The sequence below is a fragment of the Streptacidiphilus sp. MAP12-20 genome (genome assembly GCF_041262525.1).
Classification (GTDB): domain Bacteria; phylum Actinomycetota; class Actinomycetes; order Streptomycetales; family Streptomycetaceae; genus Streptacidiphilus.
This window is the reverse complement of the sequence record NZ_JBGCCK010000010.1, coordinates 186,506-204,188: the sequence shown is the minus strand read 5'-3', so window position 1 is coordinate 204,188 and position 17,683 is coordinate 186,506. Positions and strand designations below refer to the sequence as shown.

25 protein-coding genes and 1 pseudogene are annotated in these 17,683 nt (G+C 69.5%); 10 read left to right on the top strand and 16 right to left on the bottom strand.

The features are described from left to right. Positions 1–104 precede the first annotated feature (104 nt). Together ABIA32_RS16275 and ABIA32_RS16270 are read left to right on the top strand one after the other, a co-directional pair. On the top strand, positions 105–461 hold the full coding sequence (locus ABIA32_RS16275) for a zinc ribbon domain-containing protein YjdM (protein WP_370095572.1): 357 nt from the start codon (positions 105–107) through the stop codon (positions 459–461). A gap of 532 nt (positions 462–993) precedes the next feature. Next, positions 994–1,266: a YciI family protein gene (locus tag ABIA32_RS16270; protein WP_370095569.1), complete on the top strand. Its 273-nt coding sequence runs from the start codon at positions 994–996 to the stop codon at positions 1,264–1,266. Positions 1,267–1,325: 59 nt separating this feature from the next. Here ABIA32_RS16270 and ABIA32_RS16265 read toward each other — a convergent pair whose 3' ends face one another. From ABIA32_RS16265 to ABIA32_RS16255, 3 genes are all read right to left on the bottom strand, one after another. Continuing rightward, on the bottom strand, positions 1,326–2,210 hold the full coding sequence (locus ABIA32_RS16265) for a Crp/Fnr family transcriptional regulator (RefSeq protein WP_370095567.1): 885 nt from the start codon (positions 2,208–2,210) through the stop codon (positions 1,326–1,328). Between the two features lie 2 nt (positions 2,211–2,212). Beyond that, complete coding sequence (locus ABIA32_RS16260) at positions 2,213–2,674, bottom strand: hypothetical protein (RefSeq protein ID WP_370095565.1); 462 nt, start codon at positions 2,672–2,674, stop codon at positions 2,213–2,215. A gap of 119 nt (positions 2,675–2,793) precedes the next feature. Continuing rightward, positions 2,794–3,585, bottom strand: a complete 792-nt coding sequence (locus tag ABIA32_RS16255; RefSeq protein WP_370095563.1) for a class I SAM-dependent methyltransferase — start codon at positions 3,583–3,585, stop codon at positions 2,794–2,796. A 146-nt stretch (positions 3,586–3,731) separates the two neighbouring features. On the opposite strand from ABIA32_RS16255, the gene ABIA32_RS16250 reads away from it, so the two are divergent. After that, positions 3,732–4,988: an RNA-guided endonuclease InsQ/TnpB family protein gene (locus ABIA32_RS16250; RefSeq protein ID WP_370095560.1), complete on the top strand. Its 1,257-nt coding sequence runs from the start codon at positions 3,732–3,734 to the stop codon at positions 4,986–4,988. Positions 4,989–5,001: 13 nt separating this feature from the next. Here the strand turns inward: ABIA32_RS16250 and ABIA32_RS16245 are convergent, their stop codons facing one another. Both ABIA32_RS16245 and ABIA32_RS16240 read right to left on the bottom strand, forming a co-directional pair. Further along, the gene (locus ABIA32_RS16245) at positions 5,002–6,585 is read right to left on the bottom strand and encodes a radical SAM protein (RefSeq protein ID WP_370095559.1); all 1,584 of its coding nucleotides are present in this window, start codon (positions 6,583–6,585) and stop codon (positions 5,002–5,004) included. Positions 6,586–6,600: 15 nt separating this feature from the next. Next, positions 6,601–7,041 carry a MauE/DoxX family redox-associated membrane protein gene (locus ABIA32_RS16240; protein WP_370095557.1) on the bottom strand — a complete coding sequence of 147 codons (441 nt, stop codon included), beginning with the start codon at positions 7,039–7,041 and terminating at the stop codon, positions 6,601–6,603. An 82-nt stretch (positions 7,042–7,123) separates the two neighbouring features. Here ABIA32_RS16240 and ABIA32_RS16235 point away from each other — a divergent pair, with 82 nt between their 5' ends. Further along, positions 7,124–7,492, top strand: a complete 369-nt coding sequence (locus ABIA32_RS16235) for a hypothetical protein (RefSeq protein ID WP_370095555.1) — start codon at positions 7,124–7,126, stop codon at positions 7,490–7,492. Between the two features lie 18 nt (positions 7,493–7,510). Here ABIA32_RS16235 and ABIA32_RS16230 read toward each other — a convergent pair whose 3' ends face one another. The 6 genes from ABIA32_RS16230 to ABIA32_RS16205 all read right to left on the bottom strand — a co-directional run bounded on the left by ABIA32_RS16230 (position 7,511) and on the right by ABIA32_RS16205 (position 11,041). Next, positions 7,511–8,089 carry an SRPBCC family protein gene (locus ABIA32_RS16230; RefSeq protein ID WP_370095553.1) on the bottom strand — a complete coding sequence of 193 codons (579 nt, stop codon included), beginning with the start codon at positions 8,087–8,089 and terminating at the stop codon, positions 7,511–7,513. A 3-nt stretch (positions 8,090–8,092) separates the two neighbouring features. Continuing rightward, positions 8,093–8,407 (bottom strand): DUF427 domain-containing protein, encoded by a 315-nt coding sequence (locus ABIA32_RS16225; RefSeq protein WP_370095551.1) that lies wholly within the window; start codon positions 8,405–8,407, stop codon positions 8,093–8,095. Positions 8,408–8,488: 81 nt separating this feature from the next. After that, on the bottom strand, positions 8,489–9,235 hold the full coding sequence (locus ABIA32_RS16220) for a CDP-alcohol phosphatidyltransferase family protein (protein ID WP_370095548.1): 747 nt from the start codon (positions 9,233–9,235) through the stop codon (positions 8,489–8,491). Positions 9,236–9,355: 120 nt separating this feature from the next. Then, positions 9,356–9,667: a hypothetical protein gene (locus tag ABIA32_RS16215; RefSeq protein WP_370095546.1), complete on the bottom strand. Its 312-nt coding sequence runs from the start codon at positions 9,665–9,667 to the stop codon at positions 9,356–9,358. A 186-nt stretch (positions 9,668–9,853) separates the two neighbouring features. Further along, positions 9,854–10,426 (bottom strand): dihydrofolate reductase family protein, encoded by a 573-nt coding sequence (locus ABIA32_RS16210; RefSeq protein WP_370095543.1) that lies wholly within the window; start codon positions 10,424–10,426, stop codon positions 9,854–9,856. Positions 10,427–10,489: 63 nt separating this feature from the next. Continuing rightward, on the bottom strand, positions 10,490–11,041 hold the full coding sequence (locus tag ABIA32_RS16205) for a dihydrofolate reductase family protein (protein ID WP_370095541.1): 552 nt from the start codon (positions 11,039–11,041) through the stop codon (positions 10,490–10,492). 166 nt (positions 11,042–11,207) lie between these two features. Here ABIA32_RS16205 and ABIA32_RS16200 point away from each other — a divergent pair, with 166 nt between their 5' ends. Next, the gene (locus ABIA32_RS16200) at positions 11,208–11,543 is read left to right on the top strand and encodes a hypothetical protein (RefSeq protein WP_370095538.1); all 336 of its coding nucleotides are present in this window, start codon (positions 11,208–11,210) and stop codon (positions 11,541–11,543) included. On the opposite strand, the gene ABIA32_RS16195 is transcribed toward ABIA32_RS16200, so the two are convergent. From ABIA32_RS16195 to ABIA32_RS16180, 4 genes are all read right to left on the bottom strand, one after another. Then, positions 11,496–12,476 carry a sigma-70 family RNA polymerase sigma factor gene (locus ABIA32_RS16195; protein ID WP_370095536.1) on the bottom strand — a complete coding sequence of 327 codons (981 nt, stop codon included), beginning with the start codon at positions 12,474–12,476 and terminating at the stop codon, positions 11,496–11,498. The genes ABIA32_RS16200 and ABIA32_RS16195 overlap by 48 nt on opposite strands. Before the next feature lie 94 nt (positions 12,477–12,570). Then, complete coding sequence (locus tag ABIA32_RS16190) at positions 12,571–13,032, bottom strand: hypothetical protein (RefSeq protein WP_370095534.1); 462 nt, start codon at positions 13,030–13,032, stop codon at positions 12,571–12,573. 187 nt (positions 13,033–13,219) lie between these two features. Beyond that, positions 13,220–13,435, bottom strand: a complete 216-nt coding sequence (locus tag ABIA32_RS16185) for a hypothetical protein (RefSeq protein ID WP_370095532.1) — start codon at positions 13,433–13,435, stop codon at positions 13,220–13,222. A 237-nt stretch (positions 13,436–13,672) separates the two neighbouring features. Then, a complete protein-coding gene (locus ABIA32_RS16180; RefSeq protein ID WP_370095725.1) occupies positions 13,673–14,401 on the bottom strand; it encodes an SDR family oxidoreductase in 729 nt (242 codons plus the stop codon). Between the two features lie 137 nt (positions 14,402–14,538). Here ABIA32_RS16180 and ABIA32_RS16175 point away from each other — a divergent pair, with 137 nt between their 5' ends. The 5 genes from ABIA32_RS16175 to ABIA32_RS16155 are packed head-to-tail and all read left to right on the top strand — an operon-like array spanning position 14,539 to position 17,130. Further along, a complete protein-coding gene (locus ABIA32_RS16175) occupies positions 14,539–14,829 on the top strand; it encodes a GTP cyclohydrolase I (protein WP_370095529.1) in 291 nt (96 codons plus the stop codon). A 2-nt stretch (positions 14,830–14,831) separates the two neighbouring features. Continuing rightward, complete coding sequence (locus tag ABIA32_RS16170; RefSeq protein WP_370095526.1) at positions 14,832–15,392, top strand: ROK family protein; 561 nt, start codon at positions 14,832–14,834, stop codon at positions 15,390–15,392. Between the two features lie 47 nt (positions 15,393–15,439). After that, positions 15,440–16,195, top strand: coding sequence for an alpha/beta fold hydrolase (locus ABIA32_RS16165; protein WP_370095524.1), 756 nt, complete (start codon positions 15,440–15,442; stop codon positions 16,193–16,195). Beyond that, a complete protein-coding gene (locus ABIA32_RS16160; protein WP_370095521.1) occupies positions 16,188–16,646 on the top strand; it encodes a MarR family winged helix-turn-helix transcriptional regulator in 459 nt (152 codons plus the stop codon). Before ABIA32_RS16165 ends, ABIA32_RS16160 begins: the two co-directional genes overlap by 8 nt. Positions 16,647–16,698: 52 nt before the next feature. Then, positions 16,699–17,130, top strand: a complete 432-nt coding sequence (locus tag ABIA32_RS16155; RefSeq protein WP_370095518.1) for an SRPBCC family protein — start codon at positions 16,699–16,701, stop codon at positions 17,128–17,130. Between the two features lie 258 nt (positions 17,131–17,388). Here ABIA32_RS16155 and ABIA32_RS16150 read toward each other — a convergent pair. Further along, a pseudogene (locus ABIA32_RS16150) lies at positions 17,389–17,594 on the bottom strand (LuxR C-terminal-related transcriptional regulator); the annotation flags it as partial. Between the last annotated feature and the right edge of the window lie 89 nt (positions 17,595–17,683).

Here is a 17,683-nt window from a genome sequence, read left to right as displayed (position 1 = left end):
CGTCCTCGGGGCCTACAGCAGTTCCTCCCGGTCGTCGGTGAAACGCCCCAGGTCGCGGTGGGTGGGGCTGCGACCAGGGCGAATGCCTCGAATATCCTGGACGCATGAACGAGACCCTGCCGCCCTGCCCGAAGTGCTCCAGCGAATACACCTACGAGATGGGTGAACTGCTGTTCTGCCCCGAGTGCGCCCACGAATGGCAGCCCGCGGCGGCCGGCAGCGCCGACGACGCGGAGAGCGGCGGCGTGATCCGGGATGCGGTCGGCAACGTGCTCGCGGACGGCGACGACGTGACCGTGGTCAAGACCCTGAAGGTCAAGGGCGTCCAGGGCGGCATCAAGGCCGGCACGAAGGTCCGCAACATCCGTCTCGTCGCCGGTGTCGGCGACCACGACATCGACTGCCGGATCGACGGCATCGGCGCCATGCAGCTCAAGTCCAGCGTCGTCAAGAAGGCCTGACCCGGCCCGCGTTCCGCTGCTCGCTGCGAACGGCTGACCAGGGGCCGGTCTCCCCGGGTGTCGCCGAGCGGCTCCTCCCGCCCGGCCGTACCGTGCGGCCAGACCGTGCCCACCGGTTCACCCCACGCCGCCTCGCATCCACCTGGTCACCCGGCGGCGCGGGGCCGGGCGGTCGCAAATCAGTCCAAGCTGGTCGAGGAAGTCCAAGACGTACGCGTCCTCGCCCCGCGCGCGGACGGAAAGGGCAGGAAGCCCCTGACGGACGGGGCGTGCGGCGCGCAAGCCACCCGGGGAGCGGCTCCGCAGTGCCTATCGGAGGCAGCTCTGTCGACGGGGGAGGCGTCAGGGCTGCCAGGCGACGATGGTGACCGAAGGCCGTGTTCCGGTCAAGAGTGGGTCGTGTCCGCTCATTTCCGGCTGTTTCATGGCAACTCGCAGGACGGGTGCCCGACGCACCGGCCCGTGGGTGAGCTGCAGCGCGGCTGGTCGCGGATGATGTCTACGAAACGGTCCGAATCGAGAGGTGGCGACCATGAAGTACGTCGTGTTCTACGAATCGGCTGACGACCTCGCGGACAGGGCCCCCGCGCATTTCGAAGCCCACGTCGCCCGTTACACGCCGTACATCGAGCGCGGCGAGCTGCTCATGATCGGCCCCTTCGCGGACCCGCAGAAGGACGGCTCCATGGCGGTCTTCGCCACCAGGGAGTCCGCCGAGGACTTCGTGAAAGACGATCCCTTCGTCGTCCACGGGGTCGTGAAGTCCTGGCGGATCCTCGAATGGAACGAGGCAATCGCGCTGTAAGCGATCAGACGGCAGTCCTGGGTGCCGCTCACGCACCCCCACGTGCATCAACGATGCGGTCACCCGGTCTCGTCGCCGAGGCGAACAGGGTCGAGGATGACGATGCGGCCGCGGGCGAGGCGGAGCAGGCCGCGGTCTGCGAGGTCGCGCAGGACTTTGGTGGTGGTTTCGCGGGTGGTTCCGGCGAGGGCGGCGATCTGCTGGTGGGTGAGGCGGATCTCGGGCTTGCGCGGGCCGAGCGGGCCGCGTCTGCTGGTGTCGGCGGCCAGGGTGACCAGCGTGGTGGCGACGCGTTGTGGGACGGATTTGAAGACGGTGTCGGTCAGGCGCTGTTCGATGTCGGTGAGGCGTTGGCCGAGGAGTTCGGTGATGCGGGTGGCGATGCGGGCGTCGGCCAGCAGGAGGCGGCGGACGTCTGTGCGGCTCATGACGCAGACGATGACGTCGTCGAGGGCCTCGGCGAAGTTGTCGTGCATGCGTTGCCCGAGCAGGACCATTTCGCCGAAGATCGTTCCGGGCTCCAGGATGGCCGTGGTCAGGGCGCGGCCGTCGGCGGAGACGCGGAAGAGCCGGACTCGGCCGGCGCGGAGCATGAACAGGGTCTCGGAGGGTTGGTGGGGGGAGTAGAGGAGTTCGCCGGTGGTGTAGGTCTTCATGGGGGCTGCGGCGGCGAGGGCTTCCATTTCCTGGTCGTTGAGGTCGCGCAGGATGTCGACGTCGGCGATGCACCACGTGGGGCTGTCGGGGAGCTCGGGGTCGGTCATCCGTACGGCTCTTTCGATCAGGGTCGGGGTCTCGCGGCGGCCCGGCGCCCACGGCGGGGGCGTGGTGCCCCACGGGGGCCGGGCCAGCGCACGGGTGGTGGTCTCGTCGAGACAGTACGCGCCGGGTTCGGGTTCGGGGGCGCGGCCGTCGGATGCCGCGCCCCCGGGGGTGTCGTTCACGGCTACCGGCTGTGGCGGGTGCGGCACATGGCCCTGTGGACTCCGGCGTAGGCCAGGCCCAGGACCGCCCCGTACATCAGGTGGCCGACCAGGCTCTTGCCGCTGGTGGCCGTGAGCTGGAAGACGGGCATGCCGAGCCGGGCGGGCATCAGCCACAGCGCGCCGAGCACCCACCACACCGCCCCGTAGCCCATGCCGAGGAGCGCCGCGGGTCGCAGTTTCTCGGCGCGCCCACCGGCGAGCAGTGCGAAACCGGCGCCGAGGGCGGCGGAGACGGCGAGGTGGACGGTCCACGCGACGGCCGTCGAGTTGCTGTGGACGAGCATGCCGACCATCGAAATCATGCCCATCGCCTGCATCTTCACGCCGAAGACGATGCCGCCCGCCAGGCCCGCAGCGGCGCCGAGGGCGGCGTGCGCGGGCGCGGCGGACAAGGCGTGCGGGGTGGCGTGGGTCGTGGTCATTGCAGGGATCCCTTCTCCGGGTGGTGCTGACGGTCTCGACGGTAGGAGGAGGGACGGCACCGGGTATGTGAGCGGCCTTACGTACCCGCCGTATCGCAGGTCGGTCACGGTCTCGTCGGTCACGGTTTGGCGGCGACGAGCAGCGCGTAGCCGAGATGCCCGTCCGCGACGGCCGCTCGTGCGGCGGCCAGGACGGCGGGTGCGGCGCCCGCGTCGACACCGAGTTCGGCGAGTCGGCCGGGCGAGGTGGCGTGAAGGAGCTGGAGGCGGGCCTGGATCTGATCGAGCATCCGCAGCAGCGCGTGGTCGTGGCGTTCGGTCCGCAGAACGCGCAGGCCGGCGTGTGTGAGGAGTGTGGTGTAGCCGGTCAGGGGTCGGGCGTCGGCGATGCAGGCGATGCGGGCTGCGAGGCCGCGCAGTTGGTCGGGCAGGCGGTCCGGGTCGGCGGTGACGTCGGTGATGCCGAGGCGTCCGCCGGGGCGCAGGACCCGGGCGAACTCGGTAGCGGCGCGGGGCTTGTCGGGGAAGGTGCACAGGGCGCACTCGCACACGAGGGCGTCGAAGGTGGCGTCGGGGTAGGGCAGGTGCTCCGCGTCGCCGGTGGTGAAGCGGGTCCGGTCGGCCAGACCGAGTCGCTGGGCGGTGCCTTGGGCGAGGGCGGTGTTGGCGGGGGAGTAGTCGATGCCGTCCACCTGTGCCCGGTAGGTGTCGGCGAGGAGCAGGGCGGTGGTGCCGCGCCCGCAAGCCACGTCCAGTACCCGCGATCCGGGGGCGAGCGCGAGATTGTCGGCCAGTCGGCGGGTGAGGGCGGTGCCGCCGGGGTGGTAGGCGTCGCCGAGCAGCAGCGCCACGGTGTCGCTGGAGTAGGCGGCGGCGCAGCACGCCTTCAGCCGGCGGCTGTCGTCGGTCATCGTTTCTCTCCCAGGAAACCCCTGGCTTCAGCCAGGGGAGGAATGGGTCCTTGGCGCGGAGCCGCGCAGCGGCGGAGGTCGCTGCGGGGCTGGTGCCAGCAGGGTGGATGAGACGGTTGTCGGTGGGTTGTGTGAGGGTGTGGATCATGCATCTGCGGTACTCCTATCGGGTCTATCCGACAGCCGGTCAGCGCCAAGCGCTGGCGCGGACGTTCGGCTGTGCCCGCGTGGTGTTCAACGACGCGCTCGCGGCACGCAAGCAGGCGTACCAGGCCGATAAGTCGCGGATCGCTACGGGTGTACTGGCGAAGGCAGTGATCACCGATGCGAAGAAGACGCCGGAGCGTGCGTGGCTTGCAGAGGTTTCCGTGGACGCCTTGCAGTCTTCGCTCCGCGACCTCGACACCGCCTACCGGAACTTCTTCGACTCGGTGTCGGGGAAGCGTCAGGGCCGGAAGGTCGGGCTGCCCCGGTTCAAGTCGAAGCGGGACAGCAGGCAGTCGCTGCGGTTTACCCGGAACGGGTTCCGGCTGCGGCCGAACGGGAAGTTGAACCTCGCGAAGATCGGTGACGTGCGGGTGAAGTGGTCCCGCAAGCTCCCCGCCGACCCGTCGTCGGTGACGGTCGTGCTGGACCCCTCGGGCCGGGACTACGCCTCGTTCGTCGTGGACGTGGAACCCGACCACTTGCCCGCCCTCGACACCGAAGTCGGTATCGACCTCGGGCTGACCACCTACGCCGTCCTCTCCGACGGCACCGTGATCGACAACCCCCGGTTCCTGCGCAAGGCCGAGAAGAAGCTCAAGGCTGCGCAGCGGGACCTGTCCCGTAAGGCGAAGGGGTCGAAGAACCGCGCGAAGGCCCGCCGGAAGGTCGCCCGCGCGCACGCCCGCGTGGCCGACACCCGCAACGACTGGATGCACAAGCAGACCACCCGGTTGATCCGCGAAAATCAAGCGATCTACCTGGAAGACCTGAACGTCCACGGCCTGGGACGCACCAACCTGGCGAAGTCCGTCCACGATGCCGGATGGGCCACCTTCCGGCGCATGCTCGAAGAGAAAGCCACCCGCTACGGCCGCCACATCGGCGTGATCGGCCGGTTCGAGCCCACCAGCCAGGTGTGCTCCGCGTGCGGGGTGAAGGACGGCCCCAAGCCCCTGCACGTCCGGGAGTGGACCTGTGGTGCGTGCGGTGCCCTGCATGACCGTGACCTCAATGCTGCTCGTAACATCCTGGCCGCCGGACAGGCGGACAGGCTAAACGCCTGCGGAGGGCCGGTAAGACCTGGTGTGGCGATCCCACACCAGGCACAGCCCGGTGAAACAGGAACCCACCGGAACGCCAGCCGCACGGGGCACAAGCCCCGCGCCGCAGGCGCGGCCGGAATCCCCCGGCTTTAGCCGGGGGAGGAAGTCAAGACGGCTGGTCCTCCCCGGCGAGGGTTTTGGAGCCGTATGGCGTGGCGGTGAGCCGGTCGGTGAGGGGGAGGGCGTTGGGGGCGACCGGTGCCACGGGCACGCCGGACATCTGCGCGCGGACCTGTTCGCGGTAGCCGACGGAGTTGTAGGCGCAGAAGGGGATGAGCCGCCCGTCGGGGGTGATCTCTTCGACACAGCACTTCATCAGCTGTTTGACGTTGAGGGTGTAGGGGTCCTGGAAGTCCTGCACCACGATCATGAACGCGTGTTCGCCCAGGTTCTTGACCGCTTCGGGCAGGTCGATGCCGCAGGCGTCGGCGCAGTCCAGCGCCTCGGCGGCGGTGCGCAACTGCTCGTCGGTGGTGGCGCTGCCCATGAACGCGGACGCGGACCAGAGCCGTTCGAGGGCGTCGCGGATCGCGGGGTCGGGCATGACCCGGTTGGAGACGTAGTCGAGGTAGTCCTCGACCTGCAGGACGCGGGGGATCGGCACGACGGTGCGGTGACCGCCGGGTTCGCCGGCGGTGAGCAGGTAGGTGATGGAGCGGCAGGTGGGGAAGCAGCAGGGGACGGGGAAGAAGTCGCCGGGCTGGAACCACTGCGGCAGTTGCTGGTTGATGAGCCTGATGACGTCGGGGTTGGTGAGCCGGTTCAGCGGGTCGAAGGGGACGTGGCGGCCGGAGTGGGTGACCGGCTGGAACGCGACCGAGCGCACGGCTGGGTGGTCGAGGCCGAAGACGATGATCGGCCCGAGTTCGTGCTCGTTCAGACCGCGTTCGACGGCGGCCACCAGGGTCACCGTGAGGCCGTGTTCGGCGCAGCGGTCCAGGGCACGCTGCTTGATGGCGCGCAGGTCGCGGCCGCGCAGTTCGCGATGGGTGCGCTCGTCCAGGCCGTCGAACTGGAGGTAGATGTTGACGGAGCGTCCTGGGGTTCGGTTGCGCTTGCCGAGTTCGGCGACGAAGCCGGGGTCGGTGGCGAGGCGGATGCCGTTGGTGTTGAGGTTGACGTTGCGGATCGGGCGGGCCTGGGCGAGGTCGATGAAGTCCAGGATGTGCTTGTGGATGGTGGGTTCACCGCCGGAGAACATCACCACCTCCGCCTCGCCCTCGGAGGCGACGAAGGCGTCGAGCATCGTCGCGCACTGCGCCATGCTGATGCTGTAGCCGTCCTGCTGATGGCCGGAGTCGGCGAAGCAGACGGGGCAGTCCAGGTTGCAGCCGGTGTTGACCTCGATGATGCCCAGGCAGGCGTGCTGCTTGTGCTCCGGGCACAGGCCGCAGTCGCTCGGGCAGCCGTCCCGCACCTCGGTCTGGAAGGTGAGTGGGATCGTGCCGGGCTTGTTGAAGCGGGCGGAATTCAGGTACTCCTGTGCATCGCCGTAGACCAGGGCCTCGAACCAGCCGTGGTCCGGGCAGCGCTTGCGCAGGTAGACCTTGTCCTCGCGGATGTTCACCTGCGCGTCCACGACCCGCTTGCACAGCGGGCAGACCGAGCGGGTGAACTCGACGAACACCTCCTCCCGGTCCCGCTTCACCTGTGCTGCCACCGGGATTGACCCCGCTTCCTCCACGGACATCGCAACCTCCTTGAATCACACCATCGGGACAGGCTGGCGGTGACCGGCCCCGGCGCGGGCACGGCGGGCGGATCGCAGGAGCACGGCCGCGTATACCAGGGTGAGGGCGTCCTGGGCGAGCGTGAAGGCACTCAGGTGCTGGCCGAGGTAGCGACCGAAGCAGCCGCAGTTGGTGACCGTGAGCCCGCGCGCGTAGGCCTGGACCGCGAGTACGGTCCAGGCCACCGATACGGCGGTGTACACCCACACCGGAGCCACGGCCGTCGAGCGGGGCCGGGCCAGGAGCCACAGCCCGCACACCAACTCGCCCACGATCAGCACAACGGCCATCGCCCCGGCCGCCGGGCCGCGCACGAGACCGTAAGCACCCAGGATGCACGGCATCACCGATAGCGAGGCCAGCTGGCCGATGCCCATGGCCGAGTACACCGCACCGAGCACGATCCGCAGCACCATGACGCCACCGTAGGCGCGCCGAACCCGAGGCTTCTGTAAGCGCGCTCACCGACAGCACGTGCGAGCGAAGGATCGCCCGCCCATGGCTGACCGGCCCGTCACCGCGGAGCAGCGCTTCGACGCCCTCGTAGGCGAACTCAGCTCCCTGGAGGGTGTGACCGAACCACAGGACGCGCCGGGACGCGAGGGCCGATTCGGCTCCGCCGCGCTCAAGGTCCACGGGAAGATCTTCGCGATGCTCGTGCGCGAACGCCTGGTGCTGAAGCTGCCACGCCGCCGTGTGGACGAACTCGTGGAGGCCGCGGAGGGCGAGCGGTTCGACGCCGGCCGTGACCGGCCCATGCGCGAGTGGCTCTGCCTCGCCCCGGAGTCCGGCCAGGACTGGTCGACGCTGGCCCGCGAGGCCTTGGCGTTCGTCGGCCGAAGCGCCGGGCCGGCGGGACGCGACTGAGGGCTTCGCCGCCCTGCTTCAGCGGCGCGCGCCGGTGCGGCGTTCCCCCTCCGCCTTCACGGAGGCGATGGAGGAGGCCACGGTGGCCTCCCACTGTGCGGCGACCAGACGCCCCCAGCGTTCGCCGAGCGCCCACAGGTCGGTGCCCAGCTCGCCCGCGTACTCCAGCCGTGTTCCCCCAGCCGCGGTCTCGGTCAGAGTGAAGGACTCAACGACATGCGGGACCGGGCCACGGGTCAGGCGGAAATCGATCCGGTCCGGGCGGGTGAACCGGACCGTCTCCACGGTCACGGCGTTCAGCCGCCCTCGCGCCAGCGGGGTGGTGTGCGCGGCGAGCACCAGGTCGCTGCCGCGTTCCAGCACCCGGACCTTTTCGAGCTGAGCCCGGGTGGGGCGTCCCAGGTAGGGCTGCGCGAGGATGTCGAAGACCAGCTCACGCGGCGCGGCGATCTCCACCGTCTGCGGTCCGAGCGGCCGCACGCGCCGCCCCACCCCGAGATCCACCGGGACGGCGCCGGACACCAGCCCCCAGTAGCCCGTGGCCAGGGCCCCGCCCGCCACGAGCGAGCCGACAGCGAGACGCAGGGGCCAGCCCATCGTTCACGCCCGCCGCTCGGTGGCGGTCTCGTGGGACTCCTCCACGACGACGCCGTGCCAGAACGCCACGTGATTCTTGATCTTCCGCGCGAGCGGACTCGGCCTTGGGTAGAACCACGCGGCTCCCGGGTTGGTCCGCCCGTCGACGGTCACGTCGTAATAGTGAGCGATGCCCTTCCATGGGCACAGCGTCCGCGAGCTGCTGTCCGCGAAGTACTCGTTGTGGAGCGCCTCGGGCGGGAAGTAGTGGTTCCCCTCGACGACGAGGGTCTGTTCGGACTCGGCCAGCACCACGCCGTTCCATACCGCACGCACCATGATCTGTCCTGCCTTCCTCGTCGCTCGTCGCCCCCGTTCCTCACCGTAGAACGACTGTGGGCCCCGATTCGGTGTCCGTCCTCACACTTCGCCACCGACCTGCCGCCCTGCGCGCCAGCGGCGCACGGCGAGGACAAGCTGCATGGCGGCGGCGGGCCGCAACAGTGCGGGACGCGGGGCGTCCACCATCCGCCCGCGCGTCAGGCTGGCGACGGTCACCGCGGCCACGGGCGCAGCCCAGAGCAGCAGCGCCGCCCGGCGCCAGCGCGGGTCCCGCTCGCCGCACAGCGTCAGCCAGGTCCAGAAGGCGGCATCCGCAAAGGTGTCCGCATAGGCGCCGAACGGCGACGTCGTCCCGCTGCGCCGGGCCATCCGCCCGTCGGCGAGATCCAAGGCGATGGCCCAGAACCCGAGCCGGCGGCCACCCGTACGGGCCAGTGCCGGGAGGTTCCCCCGGGCCAGACTCAGCACGTCCGCGGCGGAAAGATGACGCCGCTCCTCCAGCAACCCCAGATGCGTGACACACAGCATCCAGCTCGCGCCGGTCCAACGCCGGCCCGGCTCCTGCGACATCCGAAGGAAGAGACCATGCAGGGCGGTGACCTCGGCCAGCGCCGCCGGTCGGCGCAGGGCCTGGCTCGCCGACCTCTTCGCCGCGCAGAACCCGAACTCCACCCAGCCGTCCCTGTGCAGCACCGCGAGCAGCTCGTCCGTCGCAGCCCGACTGCCGGCCAGCGCGGCGATCCGCGCGGACGGACCACGGCGCAGCCACTCGCTGAAGCCAAGCCGACGCAGCGCGACAGCCACTCCACCAAGAGAGCTGGACATTTCCTCAGATGGAGTGATTGGCCAGTCAGCTCTCACCTGAGGGCTCCTCTCGGCGGACGCGAAGTACTGAGTCCGGCCCTTCACGCTACGCCGTTGTGAGGGCCCTCGGTTCTGCCAAGGTCAGCCGGCGGTAGGGGCTGCGAGGTGCTGGCTGAGCCATTCCAAGCCGGCGGGGATGACGATCTTGAAGTCCGAGGTGAGGTACTGGGCGTGGGGGACCTCCAGGTTGGTGATCTTCACGGTGGCGGAGGCCTTGGTGATGAAGGCCTTCACCCCGTTGATTTCGTAGGGCTCTGCGCCCCTGGCGGTGGCCAGCGTGTCCAGGTCGGCGGTGCTGCGGGGGAGCATCCGCTGGGGGTTGTTGGCGAGACGGTCGGCCTCGTGCCTTTTCCACAGCAGCGAGTACGGGATGAAGTAGGCATCGATCGGCACGGCGGCCTTGAAAGTGCCTGGGTACTGCAGGGTGCTCGACGACCAGTTCGCCCTCCCCGATGAGCAGGTCCGGCTCGCTGTGCCAGTCGGGGCAGGCGGCCGAGGGCGATGGCCTGCTCGGTGCCCCGGAACTCTGGGGTTCTCCCGTCCAGGGTGAGCTTGCCGCGGCACCGACAGGGAGGTACGTCAGCGGACGACGTCGAAGACGTTCTTCTGGATGCCGTTGGCGTAGGCCTCCTGTTCGACGAGCTTCAGCTTCTGGGCGTCCCTGTCCGTGGCGCTGAACAGGCGCTTGCCCGCGCCCAGCAGCAGCGGGAAGACGAGCAGGTGGTAACGGTCGATCAGGCCGGCGTCCGACAGGCTCTGGTTCAGGGCGGCGCTGCCGTGGAGGATGATCGGGCCGCCCTCGGTCTCCTTCAACGCTGCGACGTCGTCGATCGAGCGCAGGATCGTGGTCTCGCCCCAGTTCGACACCAGGTCGCTCTCGGTGAGGGTGGTGGAGACCACGTACTTCGGCATCACCTTGTAGTCGGCGAACTCCGGCATGGTCGGCCACACCGGGCTGAACGCCTCGTAGCTGACCCGGCCCAGCAGCATCGCGGCGGCTTCCTGCTGCTCGCGACCCTTGATGTCGAAGGCCTCGGGGAGGAACTCCACGTCCTTGAAGGTCCACCCGGAGTTCCGGTAGCCGGGTTCGCCGCCCGGGGCCTCCACGACGCCGTCGAGAGAGATGAAGGCGGAGCTGATCAGGGTGCGCATCTTGGGTTCCTTGCGTCTCGTATCTGATTCTCGGCGGATTCGGTTTGCCTGTGGGGTGTGTGTTCAGCGGGCCTGGAGGGTGTAGTGGGCCTCGATGACGCCGTTGTTGAAGGAGCGGGTGGAGGCCAGGGTCATCGGGATCTGCTCGCCGTCGGCGAGGGTGCGGCCGGTGCCGGCGACGACGGGATCGATCTGGAGGTAGAGCTCGTCCAACAGGCCGTTGCGCATGAGCCACTGGACGAGGGTGACGCTGCCGCCGACGTTGATGTTGCCGCCGGGCTGCCGCTTGAGCTCCTGGATCTGGCCGGCGACATCGGCGCCGGTGATCAGGTGGCTGTTGCGCCACTCCTGCACGCCGGTGAGGGTGGAGGAGACGACGTACTTGGGCGCGGCGTTCATCCAGTCGGCGGTCGGGACCTGCTCGTTGGTGACGTGGGGGAAGAAGCCGCTCCACATCTGGTAGGTGTGGCGGCCCAGCAGGGCGGTGTCGGCATCTTCGAAGAGCCGCATCAGGGACGCGGTGACCTCGGGGGTGCTGTAGGGCATGCTCCACTTCTCCGGGGACTCCACCACGCCGTCCAGCGAGACGAACAGGCCTGCGACGATCTTCTTCATGAGGTACTCCTGCAAGCTTGGGTATCGATTGCTTCACCCGGTCAGACGGAGCACCGCGGCGGAACTCATCGCTGCTCGGCAGAGATTTCCAAGAAACTTCTCGGGCCGTCCGGACGTCCGGCCGTCGCACCGATGAGTCGAAGGCTCCTGGGCGGTCTGAATCGGTATGAAGACCGTCGTGTTCACCCTGGACCAGCTCGGTCCCGGCAGCGGGCCGTTTCTGTGTGACCAGTTGGCCGCGCTGCTTGCGGACCACCCCGAGGCGGTGGTCGTGATCTGCGACGTGTCCGCCCTGGAGCACCCCATGCCTGCCGACCTCGACCACCTGGCCCGGCTGCGGTTGACCGCGCGGCGCGCCGGACGCGAGCTCGTGCTGCGCGGGGTCGGAGCGCGGCTGCGGTTGTTGCTGACCCTGACCGGCCTGGCGGAAGCCTTCGGCTGCGAGGCCGAGGCATCAGCTCCCGGCGGAGTCGGCGGCCAGCCGCATGGGCAGGCCCCATAGCGGGAACAGCCGCTCGGTGTCCATGTGGTTGGTCATGGCGCTGATCCTGCCGTCGGTGATCTCCAGCAGCGTGATGCCCCACGGCGTCCAGCCGTCGCCGTCCTCGGCGGGCCGGTACTGCGCGAAGGCGGGCGTTCCGTTCGCCTCCACCGGGAGCATGCGCGAGCCCCGGCAGCCGCAGCCCGCGCCGAGCCACCACTCGCCGAGCTCCACCACGCCCTGCACCCACATCTGGTACGGCGGCATGTTGAGGACGGCGTCCTCGTGCAGGAGCCTCTTCAGCCCGTCGATGTCGAACGCCTCGAACGCGCTGACGTACCTCGCCAGGAGGGCCTGCTGGGTCTCGTCCAGCGGCTTGAAGGTGTCACTCTCCGGTACGCCGCCGCTGTCGGCGAGCGTGGCCCGCGCACGCTGAAGTGCGCTGTTGACGGAGGCGACAGAGGTCTCCAGCAGTTCGGCGGTCTCGGCCGCCGACCAGGCCAACACCTCACGCAGGATCAGCACCGCGCGCTGGCGCGCGGGCAGCTTCTGCAGTGCGGAGACGAAGGCCAGCCGTATCGTTTCACGCCCGACCGCGATCTCCGCCGGGTCACCGGAGAGCACCCGCTCGTCAGGGATCGGCCCTACCCAGATGTTCTCCTCCAGCTGCGCCAGGTTCGGCGCGGTGGCCGAGCACGGCGCGGACAGGTCCATCGGCCGGGCGCGGCGCTGCGCGGCCGGGGCCATGTCGAGGCACACGTTGGTGGCGATCCGGTACAGCCAGGTCCGCAGCGCGGCGCGGCCCTGGAAGCCGTCGAACTTCGACCAGGCCCGCACCAGCGTCTCCTGGACGGCGTCCTCGGCTTCGAAGGCCGAACCCAACATGCGGTAGCAGTAGGCCGTCAGCTCCCGCCGGAAGGGCTCGAGCTGCTCGACGACATCATCACGATCCATGGTCACAGGCACACCGGCACCCTAGCCGCCGAAGCCGACCAAGATCAGTATCCTGGCGGCGCGGCCACCCTACAACTCGCCCAGGGAGTGGGCTTCAGCGCCCGCTCGTGCTCCGGCGGTGGGCCAGGAGCAGGCCGAAGGCGGCCAGGAGGGCCGCGGCGGCCTCGGCGAAGGCGGAGAGGGTCTTTTCCGGGTACCAGACAGGTTCGTACATGTCGCGCAGCGGTCCGAGCGCGCCGACGTCGACGTAGCGATAGAGCAGCACGGCGCCTACGCCGGCTGCGGCCACGCTCAGCGCATAGGCCCAGACCAGTCGCCGGGTGCCGAAAAGGATCAGTAGCAGGGCGGCCAGGGCGGCGGCCGCGGCCTCGATGCGAAAGAGCTGGCCCTGGCTGATTCCAGGACCGCTGAAGTCGTAGGTGGGAGCCAGGTCCGCGTGCACGTAGGCGTCCACCGCGAGGCCGGCTGCTGTGAGCAATCGCAGCGCCCAGAGGGCGGCTACGGTCGCGACGGCGAACCGATGGGTGGGCTCAGTCGCTGCTGTGCCGGAGCGCATCTCATTCACCCCGGCCGGCGTCGCCCTGGGATTCGGGTATCGGTGTTGGGGGCATGTCACCATTCCTTTCGGGTTGATCCCGGCGCGCGCGGGACAGCTCTCGCCTGCCTTGGCTACGCCTGCCGCGCTTGCCGGGTTCACTGGCTTGAGCGTCGCGAGCCGACGCGGCGTGCGGGGGCGGGCGGGGTCAGGTCTGCGGAATCTCGACGAGCAGGCGGCCGGAGGCGTCGAGGACGTCCATCCGGTTGATGTCCTGCGGGCTGATCGAGGCGGAGGCGGGGATGCTCACGCTCGTGGCGTAGCCCGACGCCCAGGTCGCTGCGATTTCGGTGCGGCCGTCGCGGGCGTGCACCACCAGACGGCAGGTGATGGCCGACGGCAGGCCGCCCAGCTTCAGCTGCACCGCGGTCCCGGACTGGGTGGCTGTGAGTGACGCGGAAGCCGAGACCTGCGTCGTCGGGCTGTGAGCGGGCCGTCACCTCGGCCCCCGAGGTCGGACGGGCTGGATCGACGCTGCTCTTCGTTGAAAGGCGGTTCCGACCGCTCTCGTTCCTCAGGTAGTTGGCCCGGCAAGCAGGTGAGGGGCGACTGTGTGCGGCGGTGTCGGGTCTCGGCGGGCGCGTTGGGTCTGGGCGGGCGCCTACAGCTGCTCGAAGTGGAAGGAGCGGATGAAGCAGTCTCGCGGCTGGCCGATCGCGAACAGGACGCAGTCGAGCACGGATTGGGCGGTCAGCGGGTCGCTGGTGGTCCGGGAAGCGTGATCCCAGGTGGGGTGGAGTGAGTCGCCGTCCATGAAGTCCGGTGGGTAGAGCGAGATGACGCGGATGCCCTCGGGTCGGAGCCGGTGGGAGAGGATGTCGACGAAGCCGGCCTGGGCGGCTTTCGCCGCGTAGAACGCGGGGTGGGCCTGGGAACGGTGGTTGCGGGCTTCCGCCGCCGAGGAGACCAGATTGACCACGTCCGCACCGTCGGAGGCGCGCAGCAGCGGCAGGAAGTGCTTGACCGTCAGCAGCGTGCCGGTGGCTCCGGAGGCGATGGTGTCGGCGATCGCGTCGTCGTCTGCGTCGCACAGATCGGGACCCTCCAGGTAGCGGGCACCATTGTTGATCAGCACATCCACCCGGTCGGCGCGAGCGGTGATCCCATCGGCGAAGGCCCGTATGGAGGCCGGGTCGGCCAGATCGCAGGCGAACGCGTCCGCTTTCGCGCCGCTGTCGGTTGCTACTTCATCGGCCACTGTCCGGGCTGCAGTCAGAGATCGCGCGGACAGGAATATGCGGGCACCCAACCGTCCTGTTTGCAGCGCCAACGCTCGCCCGAACCCACGTCCGGCCCCGGTAATCACCACCGTGCGCCCAGTGAGATCCACGCGCACACCTCCCTCTACTCAGTCTTGATCACCGCGAGCCTAGCCCTGCGATCCAACGCGCTACCCCTCAGCCGGAGCAAGGGTGGGGAGATCCACTGGCACGCTTGCCCAGGACATGAGCTTCACCTGGCCGTTTCTTGACAGAGCGCCAGCGGGATGACCAGGGCGGCGAAGCCACGCCCATCGAGGCCGAACGCACCTGCATGACCCTGCGCGGGGTCCAGGCCACCGGCTGCACCACCATCACCTCCACCCTGTTGGGGCTGCTCCGCCGTGATCCGCGCTCGCGCGGTGAGTTCCTCGCTCGACCGGCCACCTCATCGAACGGCGAGGTGGAGTGGCGGCTGCGAAGGGGAGTAGCCCCGCGATACCGGTCGTCGACACACTGGAGCCCTCGGGTTCCCGGTGGCCGGGCCCGCCGTTCGTGAGGATGCGGGTGGGCGAGACCTTCGGCCCAGTGTCGACGACATATATCAGCGTGTCGGCGGGGTCGAAGCCGTCTGCCGCTCCCGCGGCGGTCACGCTTCTCGACCCGCGGCGGATCGTCGTCGGCGGCGGCCTCGCCCGTGCGGGTGGTTTCCTGCTCGAACCGCTGGAAGCGGCACTCGACGCGCGGCTCACCTTCGAGGCACGCCCGCAGGTGGTGCCGGCGGCGCTTGGCCACCGCGCCGGCGGCCTCGGGGCCGGTCTGCTCGCTCTGGAGACGTACCGTGCGCGCCGGTGCACCCGCTCCTCGTGGTCGGTGCCGCGTGCCGTGGAGCCTCGTGTGCTGCGCGCAGCCGCAGCACACGGGGGGCGGCAGCCGGGACACCGGGGAGTGGCCGGCCGTGAACTGTCAGGCCGCCCCCAGCGCCGGCGCAGGCATCGTGTGCGCACCTGTTGGCCTGCGCCTGGTCAGCGAGAACCCGTCCGTCCTGGGGCTACCGCTGGATCCAAGGCGAACTCACCACGTTCGGGCGGCGACATGCGCCACCGCTGGGTTGAAATGTGACCCAGCTAACATATGTCACAACACATGTGTCGTGTAATCTATTGGATATGGACACTGCAGCGAAGAACCCGACCCTCGTCTTCATCCCCTGCTTCTCCGGCGCCCCGTGGAGCGCCGAACAGCTCGCCCCCTACGGCGAGGCGCCCAAGCGCACGCTGCGCCTGCCCGAGGGCGTGAACGACATGGAGCGCTACGCCGACTACGTCGAAGACGCGATCGCGGACCTGGACGACTACGTGCTGGTCGGCGACTCGTTCGGCGCGAACATCGCGCTCGCCCTCGCGACCCGCCGCCCGCGGGGCCTGCGCGCCCTGGTCCTGTCCGGCGGATTCGCGGCCAACCCGGTCGACTCGAAGCCCTTGAAGGCGCTCGCGCAGGTGATGGGCAAGGCCCGCGGCCCGCTCTACCGGCAGCTGACGCTGCGGGCCCACGTCCACCGCCTCGCCTCCCCGTTCGACGGCGAGGGCCAGGTGCCCTGGGCCGAGGCAAACAGCCGCGAGCTGTTCATTACCAACACCCCGGCCCCCTCCTACGGTGCCCGCGTGCAGGCCGCCCTCACCGCCGACTACGTCGACGTGCTCGGCCGGGTCCAGGTCCCGACCCTGATTCTGACCCCCTCGCACGACGTGCTGATCGGCGAGAACGCCTCCAAGATCATGCTCGCCGGCATCCCCGACGCCCGGGAGGTCGTGCTGCCGCGCACCGGCCACATGTTCCGCTTCTCCCACCCGGCCACTTACGCCACCGCAGTCACGGACTTCCTCGCCGGCCTGCCTGCCACCCGGCAGGCCGCCGGTGCGTAAGGCCGAACACCTCCGGTTCGCGATCCTGGCCGCCCAACGCGAAGGCAACCGGCTGCTGACCCAGGCCCTCAAACCCCACGGCATCACCCCGTCGCAGGCTGAGGTGCTGCGCCTGCTCCAGCAGCACGGCACCCTGAGCCTCAACGGGCTCGGACAGCTCCTGGTGTGCGAGAGCGGCACCAACCCCAGCCGACTGGTCGAACGCACCGTCGCCGCCGGCCTGGTCGAGCGCCGCACCGACGCCGAAGACCGCCGCTACCTCCAACTCAGCCTCACCCCCGAGGGCGAACGCCTGGCCACCACGGTCGCCGGGATCGAACAGGACATGTACACCCTGCTCGACGCCGTCTCCGAGGGCCTGGAAGCCGACGCGGTCCTCGAATTCCTGCACAGGCTCATCGACACCCTGCCCTCGGGCGAGGCCCTCAACAAACGCCTCGACCTCGACTGACCCTACGACCCGCACGGGACGTGCCGACCGCGCGCCCAGGCAAGGAACGATCATGCGATTCGACAACACCGTGACCATCAACGCGCCTGTCGGCGAGGTCTTCGCCTACCTCGCACGGCCCGAGATCCTCCCACGCTGGAACTACGCGCTCGACCACACCGAGCAGACCTCCCCCGGACCGATCGGGGTCGGCTCGACCTACCGCCAGACCCGCACGATTCCGCGCCCGGCCGAGGAGCACTTCCGCATCATCGAGTACGACCCCCCGAACCTGCTGACCATGGACGGCAACTTCGGCCCGTTCACCGGAACCGCCTCCTACCGGCTAACCCCGCTCGACCAGCACGCCACCCGACTGGTCAACACCTTCCACGTCACCGCACCCGGAGCCCTCAAGGCCATCGCCGCGATCGCCGGCCCCCGGGTCAAACACGCGGTCGCCAGGAACCTCAACGTCCTGAAGGGCATCCTCGAAACCCGATGAACGCCCTCCCTGTCACCGACGACCCGCGCTCACAGCCAGCCAGCGAAGAAAGGACGACATCGGAAGCGTCAACTCCCTCATCCCGCGGAAGTTCTTGACGCTCAACTGCGATATGCGCAAGACCGGCTACCTCACCGTCTGTTGCTCTGTGCGCCGTGCCCGAGTTCGCATGCCCACAAATTCGTCCAGCAGTCCCGGCCGAGCGGGAGGACCTGAGTCCGGCCGACGGGCCCACCGCTGACTCCCGGCTCCGGCAGGTCATCGGCGTCGGCTCCGCGATGCGGCCGCTTTTGCGCAGGCGTTGCTATGTCGGGTCGGCGAGGCCGCTGCGGGGGCGAAGACGACGAGTTGGGCGCGGTCGCGGGCGCCGATCTTGACCATGGCGCGATTGGCGTGCGTCTTGACCGTCGCGGGTTTGAGGACAAGGTGGCGGCGATCTCGTCGTTGGACTGTGCGGGTGCCGATGAATCGTCGGGCCGGAACGCGGGACACCGCGTGTGACCTGCGGAAACGACCCACCCTAGAGACGCGCCCTCCAGGCGGTCGCAGCAAT